This window comes from Leptospira adleri (assembly GCF_002811985.1).
Lineage (GTDB): Bacteria > Spirochaetota > Leptospiria > Leptospirales > Leptospiraceae > Leptospira > Leptospira adleri.
The window spans coordinates 13,722-36,506 of sequence record NZ_NPDU01000023.1 but is presented as its reverse complement, the minus strand read 5'-3'; the positions used below and the strand labels follow the sequence as shown (position 1 = coordinate 36,506).

At 45.1% G+C, this 22,785-nt stretch carries 23 protein-coding genes; 13 read left to right on the top strand and 10 right to left on the bottom strand.

Annotated elements, in window-relative coordinates:
• Nucleotides 1–43 precede the first annotated feature (43 nt).
• Nucleotides 44–502 carry a peptidylprolyl isomerase gene (locus CH376_RS10535; protein WP_100784416.1) on the top strand — a complete coding sequence of 153 codons (459 nt, stop codon included), beginning with the start codon at nucleotides 44–46 and terminating at the stop codon, nucleotides 500–502.
• Nucleotides 503–598: 96 nt separating this feature from the next.
• Here the strand turns inward: CH376_RS10535 and CH376_RS24230 are convergent, their stop codons facing one another.
• On the bottom strand, nucleotides 599–769 hold the full coding sequence (locus CH376_RS24230) for a hypothetical protein (RefSeq protein WP_165781686.1): 171 nt from the start codon (nucleotides 767–769) through the stop codon (nucleotides 599–601).
• 695 nt (nucleotides 770–1,464) lie between these two features.
• Between CH376_RS24230 and CH376_RS10525 the strand changes: the two genes are divergently transcribed.
• Together CH376_RS10525 and CH376_RS10520 are read left to right on the top strand one after the other, a co-directional pair.
• A complete protein-coding gene (locus CH376_RS10525; RefSeq protein WP_165781687.1) occupies nucleotides 1,465–2,553 on the top strand; it encodes a sensor histidine kinase in 1,089 nt (362 codons plus the stop codon).
• A gap of 29 nt (nucleotides 2,554–2,582) precedes the next feature.
• Nucleotides 2,583–4,013 carry a histidine kinase dimerization/phosphoacceptor domain -containing protein gene (locus CH376_RS10520; RefSeq protein WP_100784419.1) on the top strand — a complete coding sequence of 477 codons (1,431 nt, stop codon included), beginning with the start codon at nucleotides 2,583–2,585 and terminating at the stop codon, nucleotides 4,011–4,013.
• Between the two features lie 21 nt (nucleotides 4,014–4,034).
• On the opposite strand, the gene CH376_RS10515 is transcribed toward CH376_RS10520, so the two are convergent.
• From CH376_RS10515 to CH376_RS10505, 3 genes are read right to left on the bottom strand one after another with little or no spacing between them, the layout of a single operon-like run.
• Nucleotides 4,035–4,466, bottom strand: coding sequence for an LIC13259 family plasminogen/vitronectin/complement-binding protein (locus CH376_RS10515; protein ID WP_100784420.1), 432 nt, complete (start codon nucleotides 4,464–4,466; stop codon nucleotides 4,035–4,037).
• A gap of 13 nt (nucleotides 4,467–4,479) precedes the next feature.
• Entirely contained in the window at nucleotides 4,480–4,947 is a 468-nt protein-coding gene (locus tag CH376_RS10510; protein WP_100784421.1) for a four-helix bundle copper-binding protein, read from the bottom strand.
• A gap of 57 nt (nucleotides 4,948–5,004) precedes the next feature.
• Nucleotides 5,005–5,415, bottom strand: coding sequence for a hypothetical protein (locus CH376_RS10505; protein WP_100784422.1), 411 nt, complete (start codon nucleotides 5,413–5,415; stop codon nucleotides 5,005–5,007).
• A gap of 137 nt (nucleotides 5,416–5,552) precedes the next feature.
• On the opposite strand from CH376_RS10505, the gene CH376_RS10500 reads away from it, so the two are divergent.
• Nucleotides 5,553–6,545 (top strand): GGDEF domain-containing response regulator, encoded by a 993-nt coding sequence (locus CH376_RS10500; protein ID WP_100784423.1) that lies wholly within the window; start codon nucleotides 5,553–5,555, stop codon nucleotides 6,543–6,545.
• 4 nt (nucleotides 6,546–6,549) lie between these two features.
• On the opposite strand, the gene CH376_RS10495 is transcribed toward CH376_RS10500, so the two are convergent.
• The gene (locus tag CH376_RS10495; RefSeq protein WP_100784424.1) at nucleotides 6,550–7,866 is read right to left on the bottom strand and encodes a glycerate kinase type-2 family protein; all 1,317 of its coding nucleotides are present in this window, start codon (nucleotides 7,864–7,866) and stop codon (nucleotides 6,550–6,552) included.
• A 96-nt stretch (nucleotides 7,867–7,962) separates the two neighbouring features.
• On the opposite strand from CH376_RS10495, the gene CH376_RS10490 reads away from it, so the two are divergent.
• The gene (locus CH376_RS10490; protein WP_100784425.1) at nucleotides 7,963–8,862 is read left to right on the top strand and encodes an alpha/beta fold hydrolase; all 900 of its coding nucleotides are present in this window, start codon (nucleotides 7,963–7,965) and stop codon (nucleotides 8,860–8,862) included.
• An 83-nt stretch (nucleotides 8,863–8,945) separates the two neighbouring features.
• Here the strand turns inward: CH376_RS10490 and CH376_RS10485 are convergent, their stop codons facing one another.
• Both CH376_RS10485 and CH376_RS10480 read right to left on the bottom strand, forming a co-directional pair.
• The gene (locus tag CH376_RS10485) at nucleotides 8,946–9,803 is read right to left on the bottom strand and encodes a sterol desaturase family protein (RefSeq protein ID WP_100784426.1); all 858 of its coding nucleotides are present in this window, start codon (nucleotides 9,801–9,803) and stop codon (nucleotides 8,946–8,948) included.
• A 50-nt stretch (nucleotides 9,804–9,853) separates the two neighbouring features.
• Nucleotides 9,854–11,035, bottom strand: coding sequence for an AraC family transcriptional regulator (locus tag CH376_RS10480; protein WP_100784427.1), 1,182 nt, complete (start codon nucleotides 11,033–11,035; stop codon nucleotides 9,854–9,856).
• A 342-nt stretch (nucleotides 11,036–11,377) separates the two neighbouring features.
• On the opposite strand from CH376_RS10480, the gene CH376_RS10475 reads away from it, so the two are divergent.
• Nucleotides 11,378–11,779 (top strand): hypothetical protein, encoded by a 402-nt coding sequence (locus tag CH376_RS10475; RefSeq protein WP_100784509.1) that lies wholly within the window; start codon nucleotides 11,378–11,380, stop codon nucleotides 11,777–11,779.
• 686 nt (nucleotides 11,780–12,465) lie between these two features.
• Here CH376_RS10475 and CH376_RS10465 read toward each other — a convergent pair.
• Nucleotides 12,466–12,852 (bottom strand): DUF302 domain-containing protein, encoded by a 387-nt coding sequence (locus CH376_RS10465; RefSeq protein WP_100784429.1) that lies wholly within the window; start codon nucleotides 12,850–12,852, stop codon nucleotides 12,466–12,468.
• A gap of 36 nt (nucleotides 12,853–12,888) precedes the next feature.
• A complete protein-coding gene (locus CH376_RS10460) occupies nucleotides 12,889–13,503 on the bottom strand; it encodes a class I SAM-dependent methyltransferase (protein WP_100784430.1) in 615 nt (204 codons plus the stop codon).
• Nucleotides 13,504–13,591: 88 nt separating this feature from the next.
• Between CH376_RS10460 and CH376_RS24225 the strand changes: the two genes are divergently transcribed.
• Together CH376_RS24225 and CH376_RS10455 are read left to right on the top strand one after the other, a co-directional pair.
• Nucleotides 13,592–13,759 carry a hypothetical protein gene (locus tag CH376_RS24225; RefSeq protein WP_165781688.1) on the top strand — a complete coding sequence of 56 codons (168 nt, stop codon included), beginning with the start codon at nucleotides 13,592–13,594 and terminating at the stop codon, nucleotides 13,757–13,759.
• Nucleotides 13,760–13,777: 18 nt separating this feature from the next.
• Complete coding sequence (locus CH376_RS10455) at nucleotides 13,778–14,029, top strand: hypothetical protein (protein ID WP_100784431.1); 252 nt, start codon at nucleotides 13,778–13,780, stop codon at nucleotides 14,027–14,029.
• Nucleotides 14,030–14,555: 526 nt separating this feature from the next.
• Here CH376_RS10455 and CH376_RS10450 read toward each other — a convergent pair.
• A complete protein-coding gene (locus CH376_RS10450; RefSeq protein WP_100784510.1) occupies nucleotides 14,556–15,320 on the bottom strand; it encodes an exodeoxyribonuclease III in 765 nt (254 codons plus the stop codon).
• 100 nt (nucleotides 15,321–15,420) lie between these two features.
• Here CH376_RS10450 and hisD point away from each other — a divergent pair, with 100 nt between their 5' ends.
• Genes hisD through CH376_RS10425 form a run of 5 tightly spaced genes read left to right on the top strand, consistent with a single transcriptional unit; the run spans nucleotide 15,421 to nucleotide 22,746 of the window.
• Nucleotides 15,421–16,701, top strand: coding sequence for a histidinol dehydrogenase (gene hisD / locus CH376_RS10445; RefSeq protein WP_100784432.1), 1,281 nt, complete (start codon nucleotides 15,421–15,423; stop codon nucleotides 16,699–16,701).
• 15 nt (nucleotides 16,702–16,716) lie between these two features.
• Complete coding sequence (gene panC / locus CH376_RS10440; RefSeq protein ID WP_100784433.1) at nucleotides 16,717–17,571, top strand: pantoate--beta-alanine ligase; 855 nt, start codon at nucleotides 16,717–16,719, stop codon at nucleotides 17,569–17,571.
• Entirely contained in the window at nucleotides 17,568–21,113 is a 3,546-nt protein-coding gene (gene mfd, locus CH376_RS10435; RefSeq protein WP_100784434.1) for a transcription-repair coupling factor, read from the top strand. The genes panC and mfd overlap by 4 nt, the downstream gene beginning before the upstream one ends.
• A gap of 47 nt (nucleotides 21,114–21,160) precedes the next feature.
• Nucleotides 21,161–21,892 (top strand): lipoprotein LipL31, encoded by a 732-nt coding sequence (locus tag CH376_RS10430; RefSeq protein WP_100784435.1) that lies wholly within the window; start codon nucleotides 21,161–21,163, stop codon nucleotides 21,890–21,892.
• A gap of 5 nt (nucleotides 21,893–21,897) precedes the next feature.
• Nucleotides 21,898–22,746 (top strand): undecaprenyl-diphosphate phosphatase, encoded by an 849-nt coding sequence (locus CH376_RS10425; RefSeq protein ID WP_100784436.1) that lies wholly within the window; start codon nucleotides 21,898–21,900, stop codon nucleotides 22,744–22,746.
• Nucleotides 22,747–22,785 lie beyond the last annotated feature (39 nt).

The following is a 22,785-nucleotide window of genomic DNA, read 5'->3' as shown; positions in this document are numbered from 1 at the left end:
TCGGAAAGTGGAGATGAATTCTTAAAACAGAGGATAAACTGTTATGGCAACTGCGGTATTTAAGACGAATTTTGGAAATTTTTCGGTCTTTCTCGATGAAGAACGCGCTCCGATCACTGCGGGGAATTTTATCAAACTCGCGAAAGAAGGATTTTACAATGGTCTTACATTTCACCGAGTTATCAAAAATTTTATGATTCAGGGCGGTTGTCCGTCGGGAACCGGAACGGGCGGACCCGGATACAAAATTAAGGACGAATTTCATAAGGATTTGAAGAACGAAAAATACACGCTTTCGATGGCGAACGCCGGTCCGAATACCGGAGGATCCCAGTTTTTTATCAACGTTCGAGATAATTTCTATTTGGACAATCGTCATGCGGTCTTTGGGAAAGTCACCGAAGGAACCGATATCGTAGAAACGATTTCCGAGACCGAAACCGGTTTTCAAGACAAACCGACCAAAGCAGTGGTCATCGAGTCGATTACTTTCGCAGAATAAATTCCTTACAACAGGGTGTTTTTGCAAACACCCTGTTTCTCATCGAATGAATCGGTTCTTAGCCGCTCAAAATCCTAAAAGCCGCTCTATATCCAATCATTTCAAAAACGAAAAGGTAAGAATCAAACCTTCCTTTCTAAACATCCTTCCATTTCTTGAAAATTCCTGACAATGAGTCGGAGTGAACGGATTTTCCGTGAACGAGGTCTTTTCAGCGCCCTGAGTTTTAGGATCCATCGGAAAATGTGTGAGAGTCAGAAGATCCAAGAAGAATTGTTGTAAGAGTTCCTACGATTTGGGATTTTTTCTTTGCAAAATCGATTATAGGACAGAACAAAATCAGCCCTCGCTTTTTAGAGAGCCGTTTTCAAAAACACGAACGTGTCGTTTCCGAGCGGTTCCAATGTCTGGAACCGATGTTTTTTCGTTTTGTAGAGGTTGGTCCGTTGTTGTGAAAGATTTTTACTAAGATTCCAATCCTCACTGGATTGGGAGCGCGCCTTTGGAAATGGTACGTCGGGTGTCACTTTGGCTCGTGGAAAATCGTCCAGTGTCAAGTTTTTTAGGACCGTGTTTGAGAAAGCGTCGGATGACGTTTCTTTATCAAAAAAACGATCCTTTGCCAATGCGAAGTTCTTTTTTGTAGGAGCTCTTACATTCCTTCAGGGATTCCTTCCTTTGATCCGAGGCTGATTTAAACCCAGAGAAGTCCGCGGATCTCCGAAATGGTGGATCTCCGAAATCTCTTTATAAACCGTTTGTATTAGTTCCTACGCTTTAGAGGTTCCTAATTTCGAAAAAATGAATATTCGCACATTCGAAAAAAGAAAAAAACCAAAAAACCCGGATTGACAATTTATTTTGATTCGTCCATTTTTTAAGGCAAAGATTTGGTATTTCAAGGAATTCTATGGAATTTCTTTGAGATTGCCGGATCCTCGCCAGAGGCGAACGGATGGATCGTGAACACAATCATTCTAACCGAAGGAATTGCATTCTTGACTGAGCCTGTGTTTTCCATTCTGTCCCAGATCCATGCTCCGATCGGAATTTTGGACAATAGTTTGCAAATTATAGATTGCAATGATTCCTTTGCGAGCCTCTGCGGGGAAGCAGAGAAAGAAAATTGCAAGGGAAAATCTCCGGATCAAGTTTTTGAAATTCAAAACGAATCTCTTTTGGAAGAATTCAGAAATTCTAAATTAGGAAAACCGATTTTATTTTCGGAGCGGGTTCGAAACCGGCTCGGGGAAAAAAAAGAATACAAAGCCGCTTTGACCCGAATTCGGATCGATTCCTCGGAAGTTTTGCTTTTAGAAATATTAGAATTCTTGCAAGAAGATTCTTCCAGTAAAAAGGAAAAGGAATTGAGCGCGGTCGTTTCCAGGATCTATCACGATCTTCAGGAGCCGATCCGCAATCTGACTTCGTTTCTGAAACTTCTGGAGAAACGTTCCTCTTCGGAACTCAGTCCGAATGGAAAGGAATTTTTAGGGATCAGTCTTGGAGCGGCGGATCGGCTTTGGAATCGGATCAATTCGCTTCTTTCTTTTGTAAGAATCGAAAAGGAAAGAAATTTCTTTCGGAGAATTTCCCTAAAACGAACGATCGAAGAAAGTATTTTCGATTTGAAAAAAGAAATCGAGACTTCGGATTTGAAAGTGGAGTGGAAGGGCGACTTCCCCGAAATACCGGGGAACGAATCGCTCCTTCGTGAAGTCTTTTTTAATCTCATTCAAAACTCGATTCAATTTCGAAAACAAAATCAACCCGCCAGAGTTTCGATTTCTTGCGAAAGCGCTCCCGAAGTTCATCGGATTCAGATTTCGGACGAAGGGATCGGCGTTGATCTCAAAGGAAATCCCTACTTTATAGAACTCTTTCATCGTTATCCGAACGCGCAAAATCCGGAAGGCGTCGGAAGCGGTTTGTTTTTTTGTAAGAGGATCGTGGAGCTTCACGGCGGAAGTCTGGAAGTAGAAACGGCGCCTAACGTCGGTTTTTCGGTTACGATTCTTCTTCCTTCGAATATAAAGAATGAGCTTTTGTAAATAGAAATAGAATTTAGAGAGAGAGTTCCATGTTTAAAGATTCATTTTCAGTTCTTTTGATAGAAGATTCGAACGCGGACTTTCGCTTGATTCAGGAATATCTCTGCGAATCGGAAAGTCCTTCCTTTCAGGTCAGTAGAAGTATCAATTTTTCGACCGGTTTGGATCTGATTTCCGTGGAACGTCCCGATCTTGTTCTTCTGGATCTTTCTCTTCCTGACCGCGCCGGCTTAGAGGCTCTTTCCGAAATCAAAAATAAATTTCCGCAGATTCCGGTCATCATCTGCAGCGGCGCCGAAGACAAGGAAATCACGGTGAATGCGCTTCAGATCGGCGCGCAGGACTACGTCTACAAAGGGAAGTTCGATTCTTATTCCCTAAGCCGTTCTTTGATTTTTGCCTATGAACGAAATCGTCTCGCTTTAGAACTCGAAAGGAAAAACGTTTTCGAACAGGAAAACGAGGAACGTTACCGGCTTTTTTTTCAATACAATCCTCATCCGGCGTTTCTCTTCGAGGACGATTCTTTTAAAATTTTAGAAGTGAATCAGGCGGTTCTTGAAAAATACGGTTATGAGGAAAACGAGCTGATCGGAAAACGGATCTTCGAGGTAATCGATGCGAAAGACTCGGAACGGCTGCGCAAAGAGATCTCTTCGTATCAATTCGGCGTCAACAAGGGAGGGTCTTTTTATCATAAAAAAAAAGACGGTACCGAGATGATCACCGAAACTACGATTTATAAATTCCGTTTTCGTAATCAGGTTTTAGATCTCGCGGTGATCACGGACGTTACCGAGATGGTTCAAAATAGGGAATCGATCCTCGCTTCCCTTGCCGAAAAAGATACCCTGATCCAAGAGATTCATCACAGGGTTAAAAACAATATGCAGATCATGGTTTCCCTTTTGAATCTGCAGGCGGACAACGCGATGTCCCGCGAACTCACTTCGAAAGAACTCTACGGTTTGTTAAAGGACACCGAGAGCAGGGTTTTTTCCATGTCCTTGGTTCACAACGAACTCTATAAATCGAACGATCTTTCTCACGTCGATTTCGGAAGTTATCTGCGTATGCTTTTGCAGAATCTTTGGAATCTCTACGGCGTAGACTCGAAAGTGCATCACGTGATCGCGGCGGAAGGGTTGATTCTGAACATGGATACGGCGATTCCTCTCGGTTTGATCGCGTGCGAACTCGTTACGAACGCCATCAAACACGCGTTTGTTGAAGGTTCGGACGGAGAGGTAAGCATTCGTGCCGAGGAAAACGAAGGTAAGATTACGGTTACTATCTGCGACAACGGAAAAGGAATTCCGAAGGGAAATTCTTTCCAAGACCATGAAACCTTGGGACTTCAACTCGTAAAAATTCTGACAAAACAAATTTCGGGAGAATTGAGCGTGGAAGACGCAAAACCGGGAACCAAATTTCAAATTCAGTTCCCGGTGCAGAGTTAGATCATTCTTTTCGGCATAGATTTAGATTTTTTTTCCGCAGCCCTTCATCGCGGGATCATAGGGATTTTGAACCTTGTCTCCGGAGGCGATCCATTTCTTTTTTACCATAGGACAGTAAAAAACGTGAACCCCGGAAGATTCATCTTTTTGAATATACTCTTTGAGGGATTCCGCGAGTTCTCCATAGGCTTCCAATTTTTCCTTTTCGGAAGCTGCATTTTTTAGTTTTTCCGCAGCCTGGAGCGCAGGAGCTAAACTTTTGTCCCTCGAGGATTCTTGCTGAAGACTTGCGATCAATCGATCCGCGTTGACCTCTTTTTGATTGTAAAAGGATTGATGGATCTGATCCAACTCCTTCAAAATCGTCGGTCGAACCGGAAGGATCGATTTCGCTTCCAGAATTCCCCCGAACAAAAAGGCTAAGCAGAAAAGGATAAGAATTTTTCTTCTCATATTGGTTTCCTTTTTACGCCACTTTTTTCAGTTCGGCGATACATTCCTTGCAACTGTCCGCACAATTCTTGCAGATTTCGTGATGGGATTCGTGAACTCTGCATTCTTTTTCACAGGCTTCGCAGGCTTTGATACAAAGCGCCGCCACGTCCTTTGCATATACGGAATTGGAAGCTCCCAGGCTGACAAACGCTTTACAAAGCGCTAATGTGTCTTTTACGGTTTTCATACAATCTGCGAGCATCGTATCCCCGGTGGAAAGATTTTCTTCACAGTGAGCCAGACAAATCTCCGCATTGAGAATACACTTCGATGCGGCTTCTAAGGCCTTTCTGTTTCCTTTTTTGGGAGTTTCCTTTTCGGTCTTTTTGGAAGATTCCGGATGTTTGTGACCGCTTGCGTCTTTTGCGAACAGGCTTCCAGCGCTCGCGAACGCGAGAACGGCTGCGGATTGGGTGAGGAGTTCTTTTCTAGTTAACATATAATATTCCTAAATTCTAAAATTAAAATACGAGAGAGAAGATTAGAACGTTCGGGATCAGGTCAAAATTCGTACGGAGGCGATGGAGAGTAGAACGAATTTCTGGGGGTTCAACGATCGATTCCGAAAAAAGGAAAGTTCAAAATTCTTCACCTTGTCGTTTTCAGAATGTAAAAGTTCGGACAAAGCGGAAAGAACGTTTGCTTGTATCGGATGAAGATCCGGAGTTTTCGGCTGAACGGATTCTTGTGAAACTTCGAAATGACAGGAAGAACAGTTGGGAGCCGTTTCGTCTTGTGCGGAAGAATCTTGTCGGTGACACGGAGGAAGGTCCGAAGAAGAGGCTGATTTCACCGCCGGATATGCGGGACAATTTTCTCCGGAAAGCATGAGCGTAAAACAAAGAAACGCGGTTGTAAAACCGATCGCTCCTAAAAAAGCAATCCATCGTTTTGCATTTCTGCTCATTTCTCAATTAGACTTTGCCGATCCGAGGAATGGATCAAGAAGTTTTTAAAAAATTCGTTTGATTTCATTCGTATTTCGTTAGAGCTTAGTATCCTTCGAGTGCCGTTTTTTGAATATTCCGGGGAGCTGCCTGTTAGATGAATTCGATTCTCATATTAGATGACGCTCAGGAAAATTGTATGCTCATGCAGGGAATCCTTCGGAGATCGGGCTACAAGGACACTCTGACGAGTCAATCTCCGGACGAGGTCGTGGAATGGCTGAGTCTGAAATCTTCGGAACCGCCGAAAAAAGTTTTTTCCCTCATTCTTTTGGACATCCTTCTTCCCGGAATCACGGGCATTGAAATTCTTCGCCTCATCCGAGAAAAACCGGAACTCAAAGACATTCCCGTTATCATGATCACCGCTCTCAAGGAATCCAACGTTTTACAGGAAGCGTTCGATACCGGAGCCATCGACTACGTCGTAAAACCTTTCGATTCGATCGAACTTTTGGCGAGGGTAAGATCGGCTCTTCGATTATTCGAGGAGATGTCCCGCAGGATCGAACGGGAAAAGGAATTGGAAAAACTCACCGATCAACTCCAAGAGGTCAACGCGTATCTTCTTGCGATCGCGAGAACGGACGGACTCACCGGGCTTTTCAATCGAAGATACTTTGACGAGGTTCTCGCGACGGAATGGAAACGTTGTTGGAGAACCGGAAACAGCGTTGCTCTTTTGATGATGGATATCGACCACTTCAAACTTTTCAACGATACGTACGGTCATCAGGCGGGAGATCATTGTCTCAAACAGGTTTCCGCTGCCATTCGGGAATGTGCGAGAAGAGCGGGGGACGTCGCTGCGCGTTACGGAGGAGAAGAATTCGCGGTGATTCTTCCGGAAACGAGCGAGTCCAACGCGGTCGTAGTCAGCAGAAACATTTTGGAAAAAGTGGAAAAACTTTCGATTCCACATTCCGCGTCGAAGACGGATTCGATCGTGACGATCAGTATCGGTATGGCGACTTTGAGTCCGAGCCCCGAGAATTCGATCACGGAGTTGATCGAAAGAGCGGACAAGGCCCTCTACTTAGCCAAAGAAGAAGGAAGAAACTGTCTTCGTTTTTATCCGCAAGGAGATTGATCGCTCAGCTTTTTTCACCGGGCGAAATCCATACAAATTGAATATCGTTGACGTTGGTTCCGGTAGGACCCGTAAATACGAGCGCTTCCGCCGAAGAAAGTGCCTCGTAAGAACGATGTTCCTTGAGCGCACGATCCGCGCCGGATTCCAATCCGATTTTGCCCCAGGTTTTTCCGTCCACAAAGGCGCCCGCTGCGTCGGTGGGACCGTCCGTTCCGTCCGTGGCTAAGGAAAGAAGACAAATTCCGGAAAGTCCCGAGATTCTTTTTGCAAATGAAAGAGCGAGTTCCTGATTTCTTCCTCCTTTGCCGGTTCCGTCGTGCGTGACGATCGTTTCTCCTCCGCAAAGAATCAAAAGGGGATGTTTTATATTTTTTGAATATTCCTTTGCGATCTCCGCCAAAAAAGATCCCGCTTCCTTCGCTTCGCAGGATAAAGAAGAAGTTAAGAATAGGACGGAAATTTTATGACGTTCGCATTCTTTTCGAACCGCGTCCAAAGCCGAAGAAATGTTCCCGATCGAAAAAACGAAATTTCTGGAAGGATCCATTTCCTGAAAAAACCCGTCTCGCCCGATCTTCGATTTCTCTTCCAGAAGCTTTGCGATCTTTTGATCCGGTAGAATATCATATTGTTGGAATATTCTTAAAATAGAATTTTTTGAAACGGGCGAAGGGATCGTAGGTCCGGACGCGACTTTCGAGAGGTCGTCTCCGATTACGTCGGAAAGAATCAGGGTCGCCGATTTTGCGGGAAGAATCCGGGACAAAAGTCCTCCTCCTTTTAAGGAAGAAAGAAGAATTCTGATTTCGTTGACGTCCTCGATGGGAGCGCCGCTTTCCAAAAGTTTTCGATTCCACAAAACGAGATCTTGCAGATCGATTCCTTCCTTCGGAATTTCCGCAAGAGACGAACCTCCGCCGGACAATAGAACGAGAACCGTGTCTTCCTCTTTTAAATCCGAACAGAGTTCTAAAATTCTTCTTCCGCCCAAAATACTTTTTTGGTCCGGGATCGGATGACCGGCTTCGATCGTTTCCAAGGGGGGAAGCGCTTTTCCAGCGTGGCCGTACTTGGTAAGAATGAGTCCTCTCTGGATTTGATCCTTGCAGATTTCGGTCGCTGCGAGCGCCATCGGATAGGCGGCCTTTCCGATGGAAATAAGTACGATCCTTCCGGTAAGCGAAAGTTTCCGGAGGGCTTCTGCGACCGCTTTTTGAGGAAGCGAGGTTTGGATGGCTTTCGTTCCCAAGTGGAAAAGAACGGATTCGGGTGAATCGGTTCTGAGTTCGGTCCGTTTTGAAATGTCCAAGTGGAACATTCGCGTATTTTATTTTGACAATCCCTTCTGTAAACCGAATGTAGGATCTCACACAACGTGGGTTTTAAAAATAAAACCCCGAACCTAGGAGCTTTCATGTCTGAGATCAAAACCGAGTCCGTAAAAAACGGGGAAAGAGAATACAAATATCTAAGCCTCGGAAAAGGAAAAAAATTGATCTTCTTCTTTCACGGATTTCCGGACGACGCAGGCTCCATGAAAGACCTCATGAACATCTTCGCGGAGCGGGACTTTACCTGTATCGCTCCGTATATGAGAGGATTTTCTTCCGGCTCGAACGTTCCTTTTTCCCCCACGGTAAGCATCGCCGAACTCGCAGGAGATCTGAAGTTTATCGTGGAATCTCTAAAGTCAAAATACAAACCGGAAACTACCGTAGTCGTCGGACACGATTGGGGGGCGATCGCTTCTTACGCTCTCGCAAATCTGTCTCCGGCGTCTTTGGACACGTTAGTTGCGCTTTCGGTTCCGCCGCTTCCCACGTATTTGAAGAATCTTTTGGTTTATCCGTCCCAGATCGTCCGCAGCTGGTATATTTTATTCTTTCAGCTTCGTGCGGGAATTCCTGAATCGGCCCTTTTGAAAAACGAACTGCTCCGAAGACTCTGGGAAGACTGGAGTCCGGGCTGGAAAATCCCAGAACAAAGATTCAAAGAAGTATCGGAGAATCTAAAAGTTCCTGAAAATCTATCCACCGCACTCGGCTACTACAGAGGTCTTTTGACTCCGAGCAATTTTTCCCTTTGGAATTCGAGCCGGGAGATCGTTTTTCAAAAGATCGGGGTTCCGGCGCTCGTTCTCGCGGGAGAAAAGGACGAATGTATTTCGCCTAACGTATTTCGCGGGTTGGAATCGGAATTCTATTCTCGCGTATTGTTTAAGGTGATAAACGGAGCCGGACATTTTCTTCCGCTAGAGGCTCCCGAAATCGTGGCTCAGGAAATATTAGATTTTTTGAAATTGAATTCCAAATAATAAAAGTCAAAAAACGCGCTCTAGATCTTTCCAGAGCGCGGTGAAATGTTGTGTCGTAAGTTGAAGTTATGTGACGTTTGAAATCAACCTTCGGCTGGAGTTTCCGACCAGCGGATCTTAGGATCGGAATCGTTTCCTCGGACGGAACGTTTGTCGGAAAGGGACTCGAAGTAATCTTCGTAGTAAGGGAAATTTGTTCCCATAATTCTATCCCAAAAATTGAAATAGAGGCTGTAGTTTCCGTGAAACTTTTGGTGATGAAGGTTGTGATGTGTTGACGTATTGATCCATTTAAGAATCGGATGTCTTACCCAGGCCTTCGGTAAAAATTCGTAACCGAGATGCCACCAGATATTCATAACCATCGCGTAGACTGTATGAAATAGAAGCACGTGAAAGTGGATCGGAATAAAAAGAACGAAAAATACGATGTAGATTCCTTCCAAAAAGGCCTCAAGAATATGAAAGTGATACGCCGCTAACGGAGAAGGATTTACGGATTGATGATGCACCGAATGAACGAGCGAATATACTTTCTTGTGATGCATCCATCTGTGAGCCCAATAGAACCAGGTTTCGTGCCAGATCGTGATCATCACGAAGGAAAGAAACATATAGAGATAACCGCCGTGCGAGCTGTAATCGCCGAAATAAACGTTATTGGGAATCAAACCCATTCGAGCGCTTACGATATTGGTGGTGGCGATGATCGTAAAAACGAAAAGGGTGACGGCGGATTGTCTGATTTCGTTTTTGATTTTTTCAATTTTCGGATAAACGGATTGAATCCGAAAACGATGAAAACTTTCTTTTTTCCAAACGTAAAGAATCAGAAACGCAAGACCCGCGATCGGATAGTAACGCAGGACATTCATCGTAAATTGAAAGAGTCCGATTTTCTGGACGCAGTCTAGAACTAACTCACACTGGATTGGATTCATGAAAAGAATCTCCTTCTTTGTATGGGAAGAGTTTACTTACTTTTCGGAATTCAATCGTCCGACTTGGTCGAAACGGTCGAAAAAAAACGACCTGACTTATCAATCAGGCCCTTGGATTCTCCTTTTTTTCTGAATTCAGTGGGACTTAATCCCACTTCCTTTCGAAACGCGTCGTTGAAGGAAGATTTTGACTGAAATCCGACTTCGTACGCGATCGAAAGCACGGTTTCCTTCGGAGAATGGAGCAAAAGATGTTTGGCCTCGGCGATCCGATAACCGTTGATCAACTGAAAGAAATTTCTTTTGAGATGAAGGTTCAGATATTCCGAAAGTTGATGCGGAGAAATCCCGAGTTCTTCCGCGAGTCTGGAAAGACCAAGGTTCTCTTCTTTGTAGATTTTTTTTTCATCCAAGAGAGAATTGAGATTCTTTTCCAGAGAATCCAAATCCACGGAACGAAGCTGCGTGTTTTTGTATTTCTTCTCGTCTTCGACGATTCTTCTTACCGCATTGAAAATTTCCGGATGACTTTGGCGGACGATATAAATTCCGCAAAGAAGAATCCCGATTAGGATCGAGGAAATCTCCAAACGAACGACGCCGTCCTGACGAACGCTCGTTGTAAGTCCCAAAAAAGAAGAGGCAGTCGCGGTCGAAAGGATGAAAAGAATCAGACGCACCTGAGGCTGAGAATAGATCGTGGTCCAGCGGATTCTATGTAGAAGATTCCAAGTGATATTGAAAAGATATCCGAACAGTGTAAGAGACATCGTTGCGATTCCGATCCGAATGTCCCAAGCGAGTCTGCCTTGTTGCGCCATTCTTAAACATTCCAGTTTGTCTTCGGTGGAAGAAAGATAGAACGGCCCGAGGATGATAAAAATCGCCAAACAAGGAATCCAATCCCAAATTCGAACGATCGGAATCGTGTCTTCTTCTTTCCAGAGAGCCGAAATATAAGAACGTAAAAGAGGACCGAAGAGCGCCGAAATCGGAATGTGAATCGCGTAGAGATACGGAAAATAACGGATCGTTTCGCTTACGAGAAGATAGGCGTGGAACTCAAAGATAAAGACCGAGAAAAATAGGATGAGAAGAATTCGATTTCGATGTCCTCGAAGTGCGAGCGGGATTTCTCCCAAAACAAAGAGAAAGGATAAGGCCGAACTGAAACCGATAAACCCGGAAAGAAGAGCGTGAAGGTTAAAGTTTCCTGACAAAAAAGAGAACATGGAAGTTTATCTTAGAGTAATAGGACCGATTGCAAAGGAAAGCAAAAGCAGGTCTTTTCAAGATGTAAAATGAAAAATAGATCCGATAACAAGAAAAGGAACCGAGTTTCGGATAAGAAGGATCTAAGATTCGAAATCCTTACAATTTGTTTAGGGATTTTTTTGAAAAACACCGAAAAGGTGAAAAAACCGTCAAATTCAGATGTTTTTGATAGAAAGGAAGAATGGGAAACGCGCAGACGACTCAAAAAGTTTGTTTTATTGTTGCGCCGCACCACGTCTAATAGGAACATACAAATGGGACAAAATAATGTTCTTTTCTCCTTAGAAGGGAGGCGCGAAATGCTAGAAAAAATGATCGAAGATATCAAAGATTCCGTAAAAGAATCGGTGAAATCGGTACGCATTCCCTTGGAAGTTCATAGTAAAACCGGAAATTATTCCGCAGAAATCGGAGGCTGGGAAGGCACGTCTATGAGCCTCAACTTAGGCCGGTTCAACGGGGACGAGGTCGGGGAATCCGCAACTTTAGAAGTAAGAATTCCTTTTTGGAAGGATCCGATTCTGATCAACGGAACGATCACGGAAAAGAAAATCGTTCGTTCCAAATCTCAGGAAAGAATTACGGACAACGTGCTTCTTTTTGAATCGGACGCGATCGGTCTGGTTAAAAAATTCTTACCAAAACTTCCCCTCGATCTAAAAGATTGGAAGATTCCTGAATTTCCGAAAAAAGCCGGATAAGGTAAATTCGATTTTGCAAAGGGACGTTTGAGCGTCCCTTTTTCGTTTTAGAGTTCTTTTCAAACGTTTCGATATGAAATCTCGCCGCGTCATAGCTACTTTGATTTTTTTGGGTTTGATTTTTTTCAATTCGAATTGTTCTTCCTCGAACCGAGAATCTTCCCAAGAGAATTCCAATTTACAACCCGAGGTCGACCCTTGTCTGGAAGACCGAAAAAAATTCTGTGAAAATCAACCGAGTCGTCGCGGAATTACTCGGGAATGTATGCTTCAAAACGCGTATTACCTTTCCCCGGATTGCAAAGTTTATCTGATAAAAAAGGGAAGAATCCGCTGATGCATTCTATATTAATAAATAAGAATGTTATAAATTAAGAATGTTTCAGACTGGATGCGGTTTTTACGCCGTTGTTCCGACGGAAGTTCTTTCGAAAAAGACTTGAAATCGGGCTTAAAGTCCGTTCCAGGCAGGATGTTCGTCAAAGCCTAGATTTGTGGGAACTCCCATAGAAGAATTGCAGGGAATAGCGCTTTGGAAGGACCTAATCGATGATCGAGGAGCGTAATCTGTGGGAACTCCTGAGTTTTATTAAGGGTTTTGGAGCGTTGTCGCGGTTTTTCCGGTTTCCAAAAGGGGTAGTTTAGGAAAAACGAATTTTATCCTTGAACTTTATTGGGAACCATCCTCAGTCGATCGAATTTCGAACGGAGAGGATTAAATCGTCTTCGACTTGTTTGGCGACCTCGCGGAGCCGTTCTGAATCCGAAAAAAGTCCGAGAAGAGAAGTCGGTTTGATCATTCCGATCTTTGTTTTTCCCTTTTCGGAATAAACCGAAATTCTACAGGGAAGAACGAGGTTCATTTCCATGTCTTCGTTCAATACCTGGTTCGCCTTTTGCGGATTGCAGACTTCCAGAATTTGGCATTCTTCCGAAAAATCCACGCCCTTCTTTTTCATCGTCTCTTTCAGATTGTGAACGTGAAGGACTCCGTATTTTTGATTTGCGATCTCCGTTTTCAGATCCTCTACGCATTTTTCAACGGACTTTTTTGTTTCCATGATAAATTTCATTCTTTCATCCTGTTATATTAGAATTTATTGATTTACTTATGTTTGTGTCTTTTGAGCGGAAATTCGAACTACGGATCCTCGTCCGCTGTGCTTTTCTCCTTCGTCTAAATCTCTTTCGACGTGTTCCAATCGAAATATCTTCCAACCGTTTTCGAATTCATTCCGGAGTTCTTCCAGGGTTACCATTAGATCCGGGTCTTCCGGCCCTCCGCTTTCAAAGTTTTTAGCCCTTTGGTCCGGGTGGAACCATTCCGCGATGAAGATCCCTTCCGGTTTGAGAAGCGAAAAAAGCATTCGATATACAAGTTTTCTTTGCTCTGGAGGCAGATGCAGGAACGTAATCACGACCGCGTCGAATTTTTGATCCGCTTTGAACTCTAACACGTCGGATTGGACGCAGATCACTTTCAAATTTTCGGCTTCGCTTTGTTTTTTGAGTTTGTCCAATCCTACGGTCGATTGTTCCACCGCGGTGACCGAAAATCCCCGACGCGCCAGGAACAGAGAGTTTCTTCCTTCTCCGCTGGCCAGGTCTAATACCGAACTTCCTTTTTTTAACCGGGAAATTTCTTCTCGAAGAAAGTCGTTTTCCTTCAGTCCGTAAACCCATTCTTCCGATGCGTATCGTTTGTTCCAAAATTCGGGATTCATCCTTTCAAGTTTGATTCAAACGAATTTGAAACTCAATCAAGAATTGAATCCTTTCTTTGACAATTATCAATTTTGATTTCCGATACGGATGAGATTCCGGTTTGACTTTCTTTTGTTTTTTTATACATTCTTAGGTCGCGCTTCTTTTCGGATTCTTCGTCTCACGTTCGAAATTCGTGATCCCATTCTTACGATTCGGAATTCGGTTTGGTGGAAGCCGATCGGAGCGCGCGGTTTTGTCGTCACGTGCCTATAAATCTTTGAGGAGATTCTTATGAAACGGATTTTAGTTTTCGGTTTTTTCTTTCTTTTCGCTCTGGGACTTTCCGCGCAAGGCGGAGGAGGAAATCCTTCTTGGGGTCAAAAGGGTAAACCCTGCTACGAAGACAGGGAAAAATTCTGTAAGGACGTGGATCGAAGAGGGGGAGCCATGAGGGATTGTCTTCGGAAAAACGAAGCGCAGCTTTCTCCGGAATGCAAGGCTCACTTGGATCAGATGAAGGATCGTCCCCGCAGACGCAGATGATTTCGATCGCGTCCGGTCGAAAGGCGTATCGGTATTTTAGTAAATTCTTTTTATAAAATATTCTAAAATCTGAATATTCTAATGTCGATATGCGTATGTCTATCGTTTCGTTTTTCTTTGATTCTGATTTACTTGAAAAGTAGATCGGAATTCTGAAAATCGAAAGCTCGGTTTTGGACCTTTTCTCTCTGAGATCTTCTCTAAGAATGGAACGATTGGCCTCCCGGAGAAAAGGAGTCAGGCTCTGGATCCAGTCGAAAGTTGTGGGAACTCCCCGAAATTTGTGAAAGGGGTTGTTTGTCGGAATGATTATTTTCCGGCTAAAAAGAGACAGAAGGCGTGGGAACTCCCGCGTTTCTTGTCAACGGATGATTACGCCGACGAGAACCGGATATTCTTTCCAGTCTCGGCGCACAATTTTGATTTTTCGAGGAAATTCTATCTCAATCGAACTTGAAGTCCGGCTGCAAGTTTTCTTTCGGAAAGAACCGGTTTGTCGGCACAATCGAGCGGATCGATACCGAATCTAAAGTTTTACTTCCAGAGTCAGAGGTGCGTGATCGGAGAACGGTTTGTCCCGGTAAATCGTATGACTCTGGACGTTCTTCTTCAATTCTTCCGTTACAAAGAAGTAGTCGATTCTCCATCCTTTGTTTTTTGCGCGGGCCCCGGCTCGAAACGTCCACCAGGAATATTCCTGTTTTTCGGGATAGAGAAAACGAAACGTATCGACCCAGCCTTGTTTCAAAAATCCCGTCAGCCATTCTCTTTCTTCCGGCAAGAAACCGCTGCTCTTCGCATTGCCCTTCGGATCGTGAATGTCCTGCGGAGTATGTGCGATATTCACGTCCCCGCAGATGATGAGATTGGGTTGTTTTTTCTTTCGTTTGGCGGCTTCTTTTTGGAAAAGATCCAAGAACTTCATCTTCGCCGCCTGTCTTACGTCGCCGGTGGTTCCCGAGGGAAAGTAGAGATTCCAGAGCGCGAAATTCGGATATTCCAAATAGATACTTCTTCCTTCGGAATCGAAGAAGGGATCACCGATTCCGATCGTGACTTTCTGCGGAGGTTTTTTATAAAGAATCGCGACTCCGCTGTAACCTTTCTTCTCCGCGCTGTGAAAGATCGGAGTATAACCGCCTTCTTCCCAAAGAGAACTGGGAACTTGATCCTGCATCGCCTTGGTTTCCTGAAAACAGATAAAGTCGGGTTTGGTTTCCCGAATATAATCGGAGAGTCCTTTTTCAAGAGAGGACCTGATTCCATTGCAATTGAGCGAGATGAGTTTCATAAGCAAAAGATAAACTCCCCGAATTCTTTCTTGGGGCAATTGTTTTTTTTAAGTAAATTTCAGATGCACGAAGAGTTCTTTCCGAAATTCTGGTTTTCAGATGGCGATTCCAATTCTTCCAGTCAGTTTGAAAGATCGAGAAATCCTGGATCCTGTTCTAAAACGCGCCAGAGAGGATTTAAGTTCCACCTTGGCCTTGGTCCAGCCGATCATCGAAGACGTTCAAAAAAACGGCGATTCCGCGCTTCGGGAATACACTCGCAAATTCGACGGGATCGTTCCGGATTCTTTTGTTTTGGATCTTTCCAAGTTCGATCCTAAGATCGATTCCGCGCTCGAAGCCGCTCTTCAAAAAGCCGCCGAAAATATCCGCGCCTTTCATCAGATTCAAATTCCGGAAGATAAGGAAATTCTTGTAAACGGAAACCGTCTCGGGATCCGCCATACCGCGGTCGAATCCGTTTCCGTCTACGCTCCCGGTGGAAAGGCTTTGTATCCTTCCACCATTCTTATGGGAGTCATCCCGGCCAAACTCGCCGGAGTTAAAAACGTTCAAATCGTTACCCCGCCGCAAGACGGCCGACTTCCGGAAGGTCTTATCGCCGCGGCAAAAATCGCGGGCGCGGACCGGATCGTTCTTGCGGGAGGCGCGCAGGGAATCGCCGCGGTTTCTTACGGAACACAAACCATAACCGCTTCGGAGTTTGTCATCGGACCGGGAAGTAAGTTCGTCACCGCCGCCAAAGTCTATTTGAGCGGACTCGGCGTGATCGGAATCGACAGTCCGGCCGGGCCGAGTGAAGTGCTCGTCGTCGCCGACGATTCCGCAAATCCAATCTGGGTCGCAGCCGATCTTTTGTCCCAAGCGGAACACGGAGAAGATTCGGTCGCGATTCTCTGCACAAATTCCAAAACGTTGGCCGAAAACGTTCGAATAGAAATCGAAAAAGCCCTAAAGGACCGTCCGAAACGCGGCGAGATGAAACGAAAGTCCATCGAAGACCACGGAAGAATATTCGTTTTTCCTAATTTAGAAGAATGTTTTGCGTTCTCGGATCTTTTCGCTCCGGAACATCTGGAAATCCAGACTCGAACTTATAAAGAGGATCTTAAAAAAGTCAGACACGCCGGTTCCGTTTTTTTGGGGAATTATTCTCCCGTTGCGATGGGCGATTATATCAGCGGAACCAATCATATCCTTCCGACAGCCGGAGCCGCGAGAATCTATTCCTCTCTCGGAGTTTCCACGTTCTTAAAACGGGTCACTTGGCAGGAAGTTTCCAAAGAATCCCTCGCCGAACTTTATCCCCACGTAAAGACCCTCTCCGAATTCGAAGGTCTGGACGAGGAACACGGAACCTCCGTGAAAATTAGAACCTGAGAATATTCGAATTTTATGATCATCTGTAGAACCCCCGAAGAAGTAAGCTCCCAGGTTCGCGCCTGGAAAAAAGAAGGTAAAAAAGTGGGCTTTGTTCCCACGATGGGTTTTTTACACGAAGGACATACCGCCCTTTTCGAAGAATCCGTTTCCCGAGCGGACAAGACGGTCGTTTCCATCTTCGTCAATCCCGCCCAGTTCAACGACCCGGAAGACTATGCAAAGTATCCGATCAATACGGAAGGGGATCTCAAGCTCTGCGAATCGAAAAAAGTGGATCTTGTGTTTTTACCTGACAAGGACGCGATGTATCCGGGCGGGATCCCCGATGTCGTATTAAAAATTCCTCATTTGATGAACAATCTCTGCGCGGTTTCCCGTCCGGGTCATTTCGAGGGTGTACTTCTCGTGATATCCAGGCTCTTTCATTTTGTGGAACCGGATCTCGCTTTTTTCGGCAAAAAGGATTATCAGCAATACCTTCTCATCCGGGAATTCTGCAAAACACTGGCGTTTCCGACCGAAGTCTTCGGCTGCGAGACGATCCGCTCCGAAAAAGGTTTGGCCCTCAGTTCCCGTAACGCCCGTCTCAGCGAAATCGAAAAGGAAGAATCTCTTTTGGTTTCCAGAGCGCTCCGTCTGGGAGAATCCCAGATTCTTTCCGGAATGAAGGATCCGGTTTTGGTCCGAGAGATCATGAAGGACGTCCTGGATTCTTCAGCGAAAATCAAGTTGGATTATCTCGAGGTTTTGAACGCCGATACCCTGGAAAATCTGGAACGCGTTGCGGGTAACGTTCTTCTTGCGGTCGCGGTTTTTATAGGACCGGTTCGTCTGATCGACAATCTTACGTTGAGCGTCGTCGAATGAAGAATCTTCTCGAAGTCGTCGGAGAAGAGCTCTTTTCTTCCTTCGGAGTTTCTCATTCCAAAAAGAAGAACGGTTCCGGAAAGGCTCCCGTTCCGGCAAAGGGAGCGTCTGTTTCTCAAGGAAGAACTCCCGCTTCCTCGGCGATTCGACAGAAAACATCTGTGGACGAAACGGTGACCGGAAGTATCTATTCGGTCGTAAACGGAAGTCATTCTATATTAGCTTCTTCTTTATTTCAAAAATTGAATCAAACGGTCGTAGTCGTTTCCGATAACAATACGGCCGCCGAGTTTTTATACAGGGAAGCCTTGAGCTTTCTTCCGAGCGGCGATCTCGTCTATCTTCCGGGACAGGAAGTTCTTCCCTACGAATACCTTCGTTATCCCGCGGAGATGAAACGGGAGCGGATCAAGGCGATCGCAAGAATTTTGAGCGGAGAACCGGCGCTGATCTTCACTTCCGTCGCCGGTTTTTTAAAAACGCTTCCTCCGGTTGCGACGATGCAGGGTCGCGCGATCGCATTGGAGAAGGGAAAGGAGATCGATCTCGAACTTCTTCTGATCGAGCTGATAGATCTCGGCTACAAACGTACCGACGTCTGTGAAACCTTCGGAGAATTCAGCCTCAAGGGCGGAATCTTGGACGTCTATTCTTCCTATTCTCCCGAGCCGGTTCGGATCGATCTTTTCGGCGAAGAGATCGAATCCATCCGGACGTTCGATCCGGACACGCAAAGATCGGTCGCGGATCTGAAAAAAGCGATCCTGCTTCCTGCGGACGAATATATACTCTCCGAGGATCAAAAAAAAGAATATCAGAATATTCTAAAGTCTGCGGATTCTTCCCTTCACATACCCGAAATTCCGGACGGCAATCACGGAATCTATTACGAAGAACTCGTAGTCCTCGTTCGGGAGAATCACGGGATTCTTTCCTACTTCCCCGAACCGCCCGTACTTCTTTTTCCGTCTCCCAATTCGGTAAAAGAAAGGATGCTCCATCTCGAAAGGGAATATTCTTCTCTTTTTGAAAAACGTTCCAAGGAAGTTCTTTGTGCGCCTCCGGAAAAACTTCTTTCGTTCGGAGAAGAACACGGGGTTCTCAGAGATTTGGTCGGACTTTCCTTTTACGGTCTTCCTCCTCGGAACGAAAAGGATTTGGTTTCTCCTTTGAAGGAAGCGCCTACTTTCAAAGGAAAGATCCGCGAGGTTCGGGAGAGGATAGCCGAACTCCGAAACGAAGGCGGATGGAAGGTCGTCCTCACTTCCTCTTTCGAAGCGCAGACAAAACGTCTCCAGGGTCTTTTCGAAAAGGAAGGAATCGTTTTGTTAAACGAAGAGTCGACGGAACCGGTTCCGTTTCATCTAGGTAATTCGAAAAAGGACGCCTTTCTGGTTCTTTCGGAACTGAGGAACGGATTTCTCTACGAAGATCAGAAAATTCTAATATTGTCAGAAAACGACATCTTCGGAAGGGAATACAAACGGAAGACACGTTTTAAAAAACAGAACAGCAAAGCGCTTCAGAGTTTTATCGACTTAAAGGAAGGCGACTTCGTAGTCCACATTCACCACGGCGTCGGAAAATTCCTAAAGATAGAAAGGACCAACGCGGGCGGGAAAGAGAGGGACTTTCTAAAGTTGGAATACGGGGGAGGCGACTCCCTTTTCGTTCCTTTGGATCAGATCTCGCTCGTTCAGAGATACATAGGCGGAACCGAATCTCCTCGTCTGGACAGTCTCGGCAAGAGCACTTGGAAGAAGACGAAGGAACGGGTTCAAAAAGCGGTCGAAGAACTCGCGGAAGATCTCGTTCTCATGTATTCCAATCGTCTCAAACTCCAAGGATACGCTTTTCCGTCGGATACGGTTTATCAGGAAGAATTCGAAGCCGAATTCGAATACGAGGAAACTCCCGATCAGATCGACGCGATCGAAGCCGTCAAAAAGGATCTGGAATCTCCTCGTCCGATGGACCGTCTCGTATGCGGGGACGTCGGTTACGGAAAAACGGAAGTTGCGATCCGAGCCGCGTTTAAGGTGGCGATCGCGGGTCGTCAGATCATGATGCTCGCACCCACCACGATTCTTGCATTACAACATTATAATACATTTAAGAATCGTTTTGAAAATTATCCGGTCCGCGTTGAACTCGTTTCCCGTTTTAAAAGCGCTTCCGAAGTGCGCAATATTTTGGAGGATTTCAGCAACGGCAAAGTGGATATGGTCATCGGAACCCACGCGATTCTTTCCCCAAAGTTGAAGCCGAAAAATCTGGGACTTCTCATCATCGACGAGGAACAGAGATTCGGGGTAAACCACAAGGAAGCGATCAAGAAGTTTAAGAATCTCGTGGACGTTCTGACTCTCACCGCGACTCCGATTCCCCGCACGCTTCACATGGCGTTGACCGGAATCCGGGAACTCTCCATCATCGCGACTCCGCCTAAGAACCGTCAGTCGGTTGAAACCTACGTGATCGAAGAGGACGAGGATCTGATCGCGGAAGCGATTCGAAACGAGATCAAACGGGACGGTCAGGTTTTTTATCTCTACAATCGGGTCGAAACGATCGAACAGGAAACCAAATATCTGAACGAAATCGTTCCCGAGGTTTCCATCGGAGTTTTGCACGGACAAATGACCGAGGACGAAATCGAAGAAACGCTCCTGGATTTTTACAATCGGAAGTATGACATTCTCGTAACGACTACGATCATAGAATCCGGAATCGATATGCCGAACGTAAATACTCTGTTCGTAAAACGCGCGGATCTTTTCGGTCTTTCACAGTTGTATCAGATCCGGGGAAGAGTGGGTCGAAGCGATCGAAAAGCGTATGCTTACTTGCTTCTTCCAAAAGATCGGGTGGTTTCGGAGCTCGCCGAAAAACGTCTCAACACGATCTACGAATATCAGGAACTCGGATCCGGATTTAAGGTCGCGATGCGGGATCTTGAAATCCGAGGCGCGGGTAATCTTCTCGGAAAGGAACAATCGGGCGATATCATGGAAGTCGGGTTTGATCTCTACGTTCACATGCTGGAAGAAGCGATCGCAAGAATCAAGGGAGAAGAAGTCGCCGTGGAAGTAAGGACATCCGTCACTCTCAACACGAACTTCTTCATTCCGGAAACTTATATCGCCGACACGCGGCAAAAGATAGAATTCTATAAGAAGTTTGAAGGCGCTAGAGATCTCGAAGAGATCGACGAAGTTTATAAGGAGATGATGGATCGTTTCGGAGAACCTCCCGAAGACGCGAAAACGTTTATCCTTTTGGAAAAAATTCGCACCCTCGCTTCCAATCTCGGTTTCGAATCCGTAGCGGAAATGAAAGACGAGATCAAGATGAAATCGGGTTCTTATTTTAGAGGGGACAACGAAAAAATTATCAATCTGATTTCGGCGAGAACGGGTCTTACGATCAACCCAAGAGAACCCAACGTGCTGATTTTTCAGACAGGAAAAAAATCGGAAAAGGAAAAATTGAACTATCTCATCTTTCTCCTTTCGGAAATGCTCCCTTCCAAAAAAGTATAGACGACCAAACCCCGAATCCTATCCTTTGCACAGGAACCCTAAGTCCGATGAAAAAAAACATTATTTTAATTTCTTTGATTCTTTTAGCCGCTTTTTTTGCGGGTTGCGGAGACAATTCCGAAGTGATCGAGACGCTTGACGGAAATAAGATCACAGTCAACAGCTTTGAAGACACATACAATGTCGCCATCGACGCGATGAGTCGGGTTCAAAATATCGAGAAGGAAAATCTTCTCGAGTTTATTTCCAAGGACATCGCCGAAGTTCCGGAGCAGATGAGAGCTCTGAACTATCAGTTTCAGAAAAAGAATTTTTATGATCAGTACAGAGATATGATGATCACTACCATCGCCGCCGAAAAAGAAGGTTTCACCAAACGGGACGATATTAAGAAAATTTTGAAATTCCAGGAAATGCAGATCGTTTCTCAGCTTTATGTTATGCACCTTGTGGAAAGTAAAATCAAAATCTCAGAAGAAGAAGCGATGGAAGAATGTCAGAAACTCCGCGCGAAAGAACCGCAAGTAGGTTCGCTTCCGATCGATCGTTGTATTTTATTCGCAAGAGCAAAACTCAAAAAAGACAAGTCTCAAGAAATTCTTCCAAAAGTTCTGGAAAGAATCAAAGAACAGGTCTCGATCAAACACAACGATAAGTTCGACCTGGACGCTTTCTTGAAGAGAAAGATCACAGCTCCTACGGGAACCGAGAAAAAAACCGAGACGGCTCCGAGCGCGGAAGCTCCTAAAACGGAAGCCCCAAAAACTCCCGGACAGTAATTTCCTTGAACCATTACCTGAACGCCTTTCTGAGAAGTATCATTGAGGCGATCACCGAATTTCTACCGGTGTCCTCGACGGGACACCTGTTTCTATTCAGTTCTTTCTTTCCCTTTTCGGGAGAAAGTTTCGGAATCGAGTTCGACGATCTTTTCGATATCTTTATCCAAAGCGGCGCCATCCTTTCCGTACTTTTTCTTTATAGGGAAAGATTCAAATCTCATATCGTTTCTTCCTTCTCATATATAACAAAGAAGAATGAAAATCCGGAAGGATTTCACTTTGTGATCCAGATTGTGATCGGAGCGCTTCCGATTTTAGCGGCGGGGTTTGTCGCGAAAAACTTTTTGGATACGATCAAAGCGAGACCGGATCTTTTGGATATTCTTGCCGGAGCTTGGATCTTCGGAGGAGTTTTGATCCTGATCGCGGAATGGTTCTTTCATAATAAAAAAGCCTCTCACGAAAGAAAGTCCGTGGAAATCAGAGACGCGATCCTGATCGGGATCTTTCAGTGCGCGGCCTTGATTCCCGGAATTTCCAGATCCGCGGCGACGATCATCACGGCTCGATTTTTGGGAAAGGATACGAAGAGCAGCGCCGAGTTCTCGTTCTTTCTTGCTGTTCCCGTTTTGTTGGCCGCGGGAATTTATAAACTTTATAAATACCGTTCAATTTTGAACGGAGATACGATTCCGGTTTTGGCTTTCGGATTTTTGGTTTCCTTTCTTCTGTGCACACTCGTCATACGTTGGTTTTTACACTATCTTCAAAGGCATTCTTTCTCGGCCTTTGGTGTGTATAGAATTCTCTTGGGGGTCTGCGTTCTCGTTTTCACAAAAATTATTAGATGAAAATCTAATTCCCGAGAATAATCTGACACCGGTACCGGA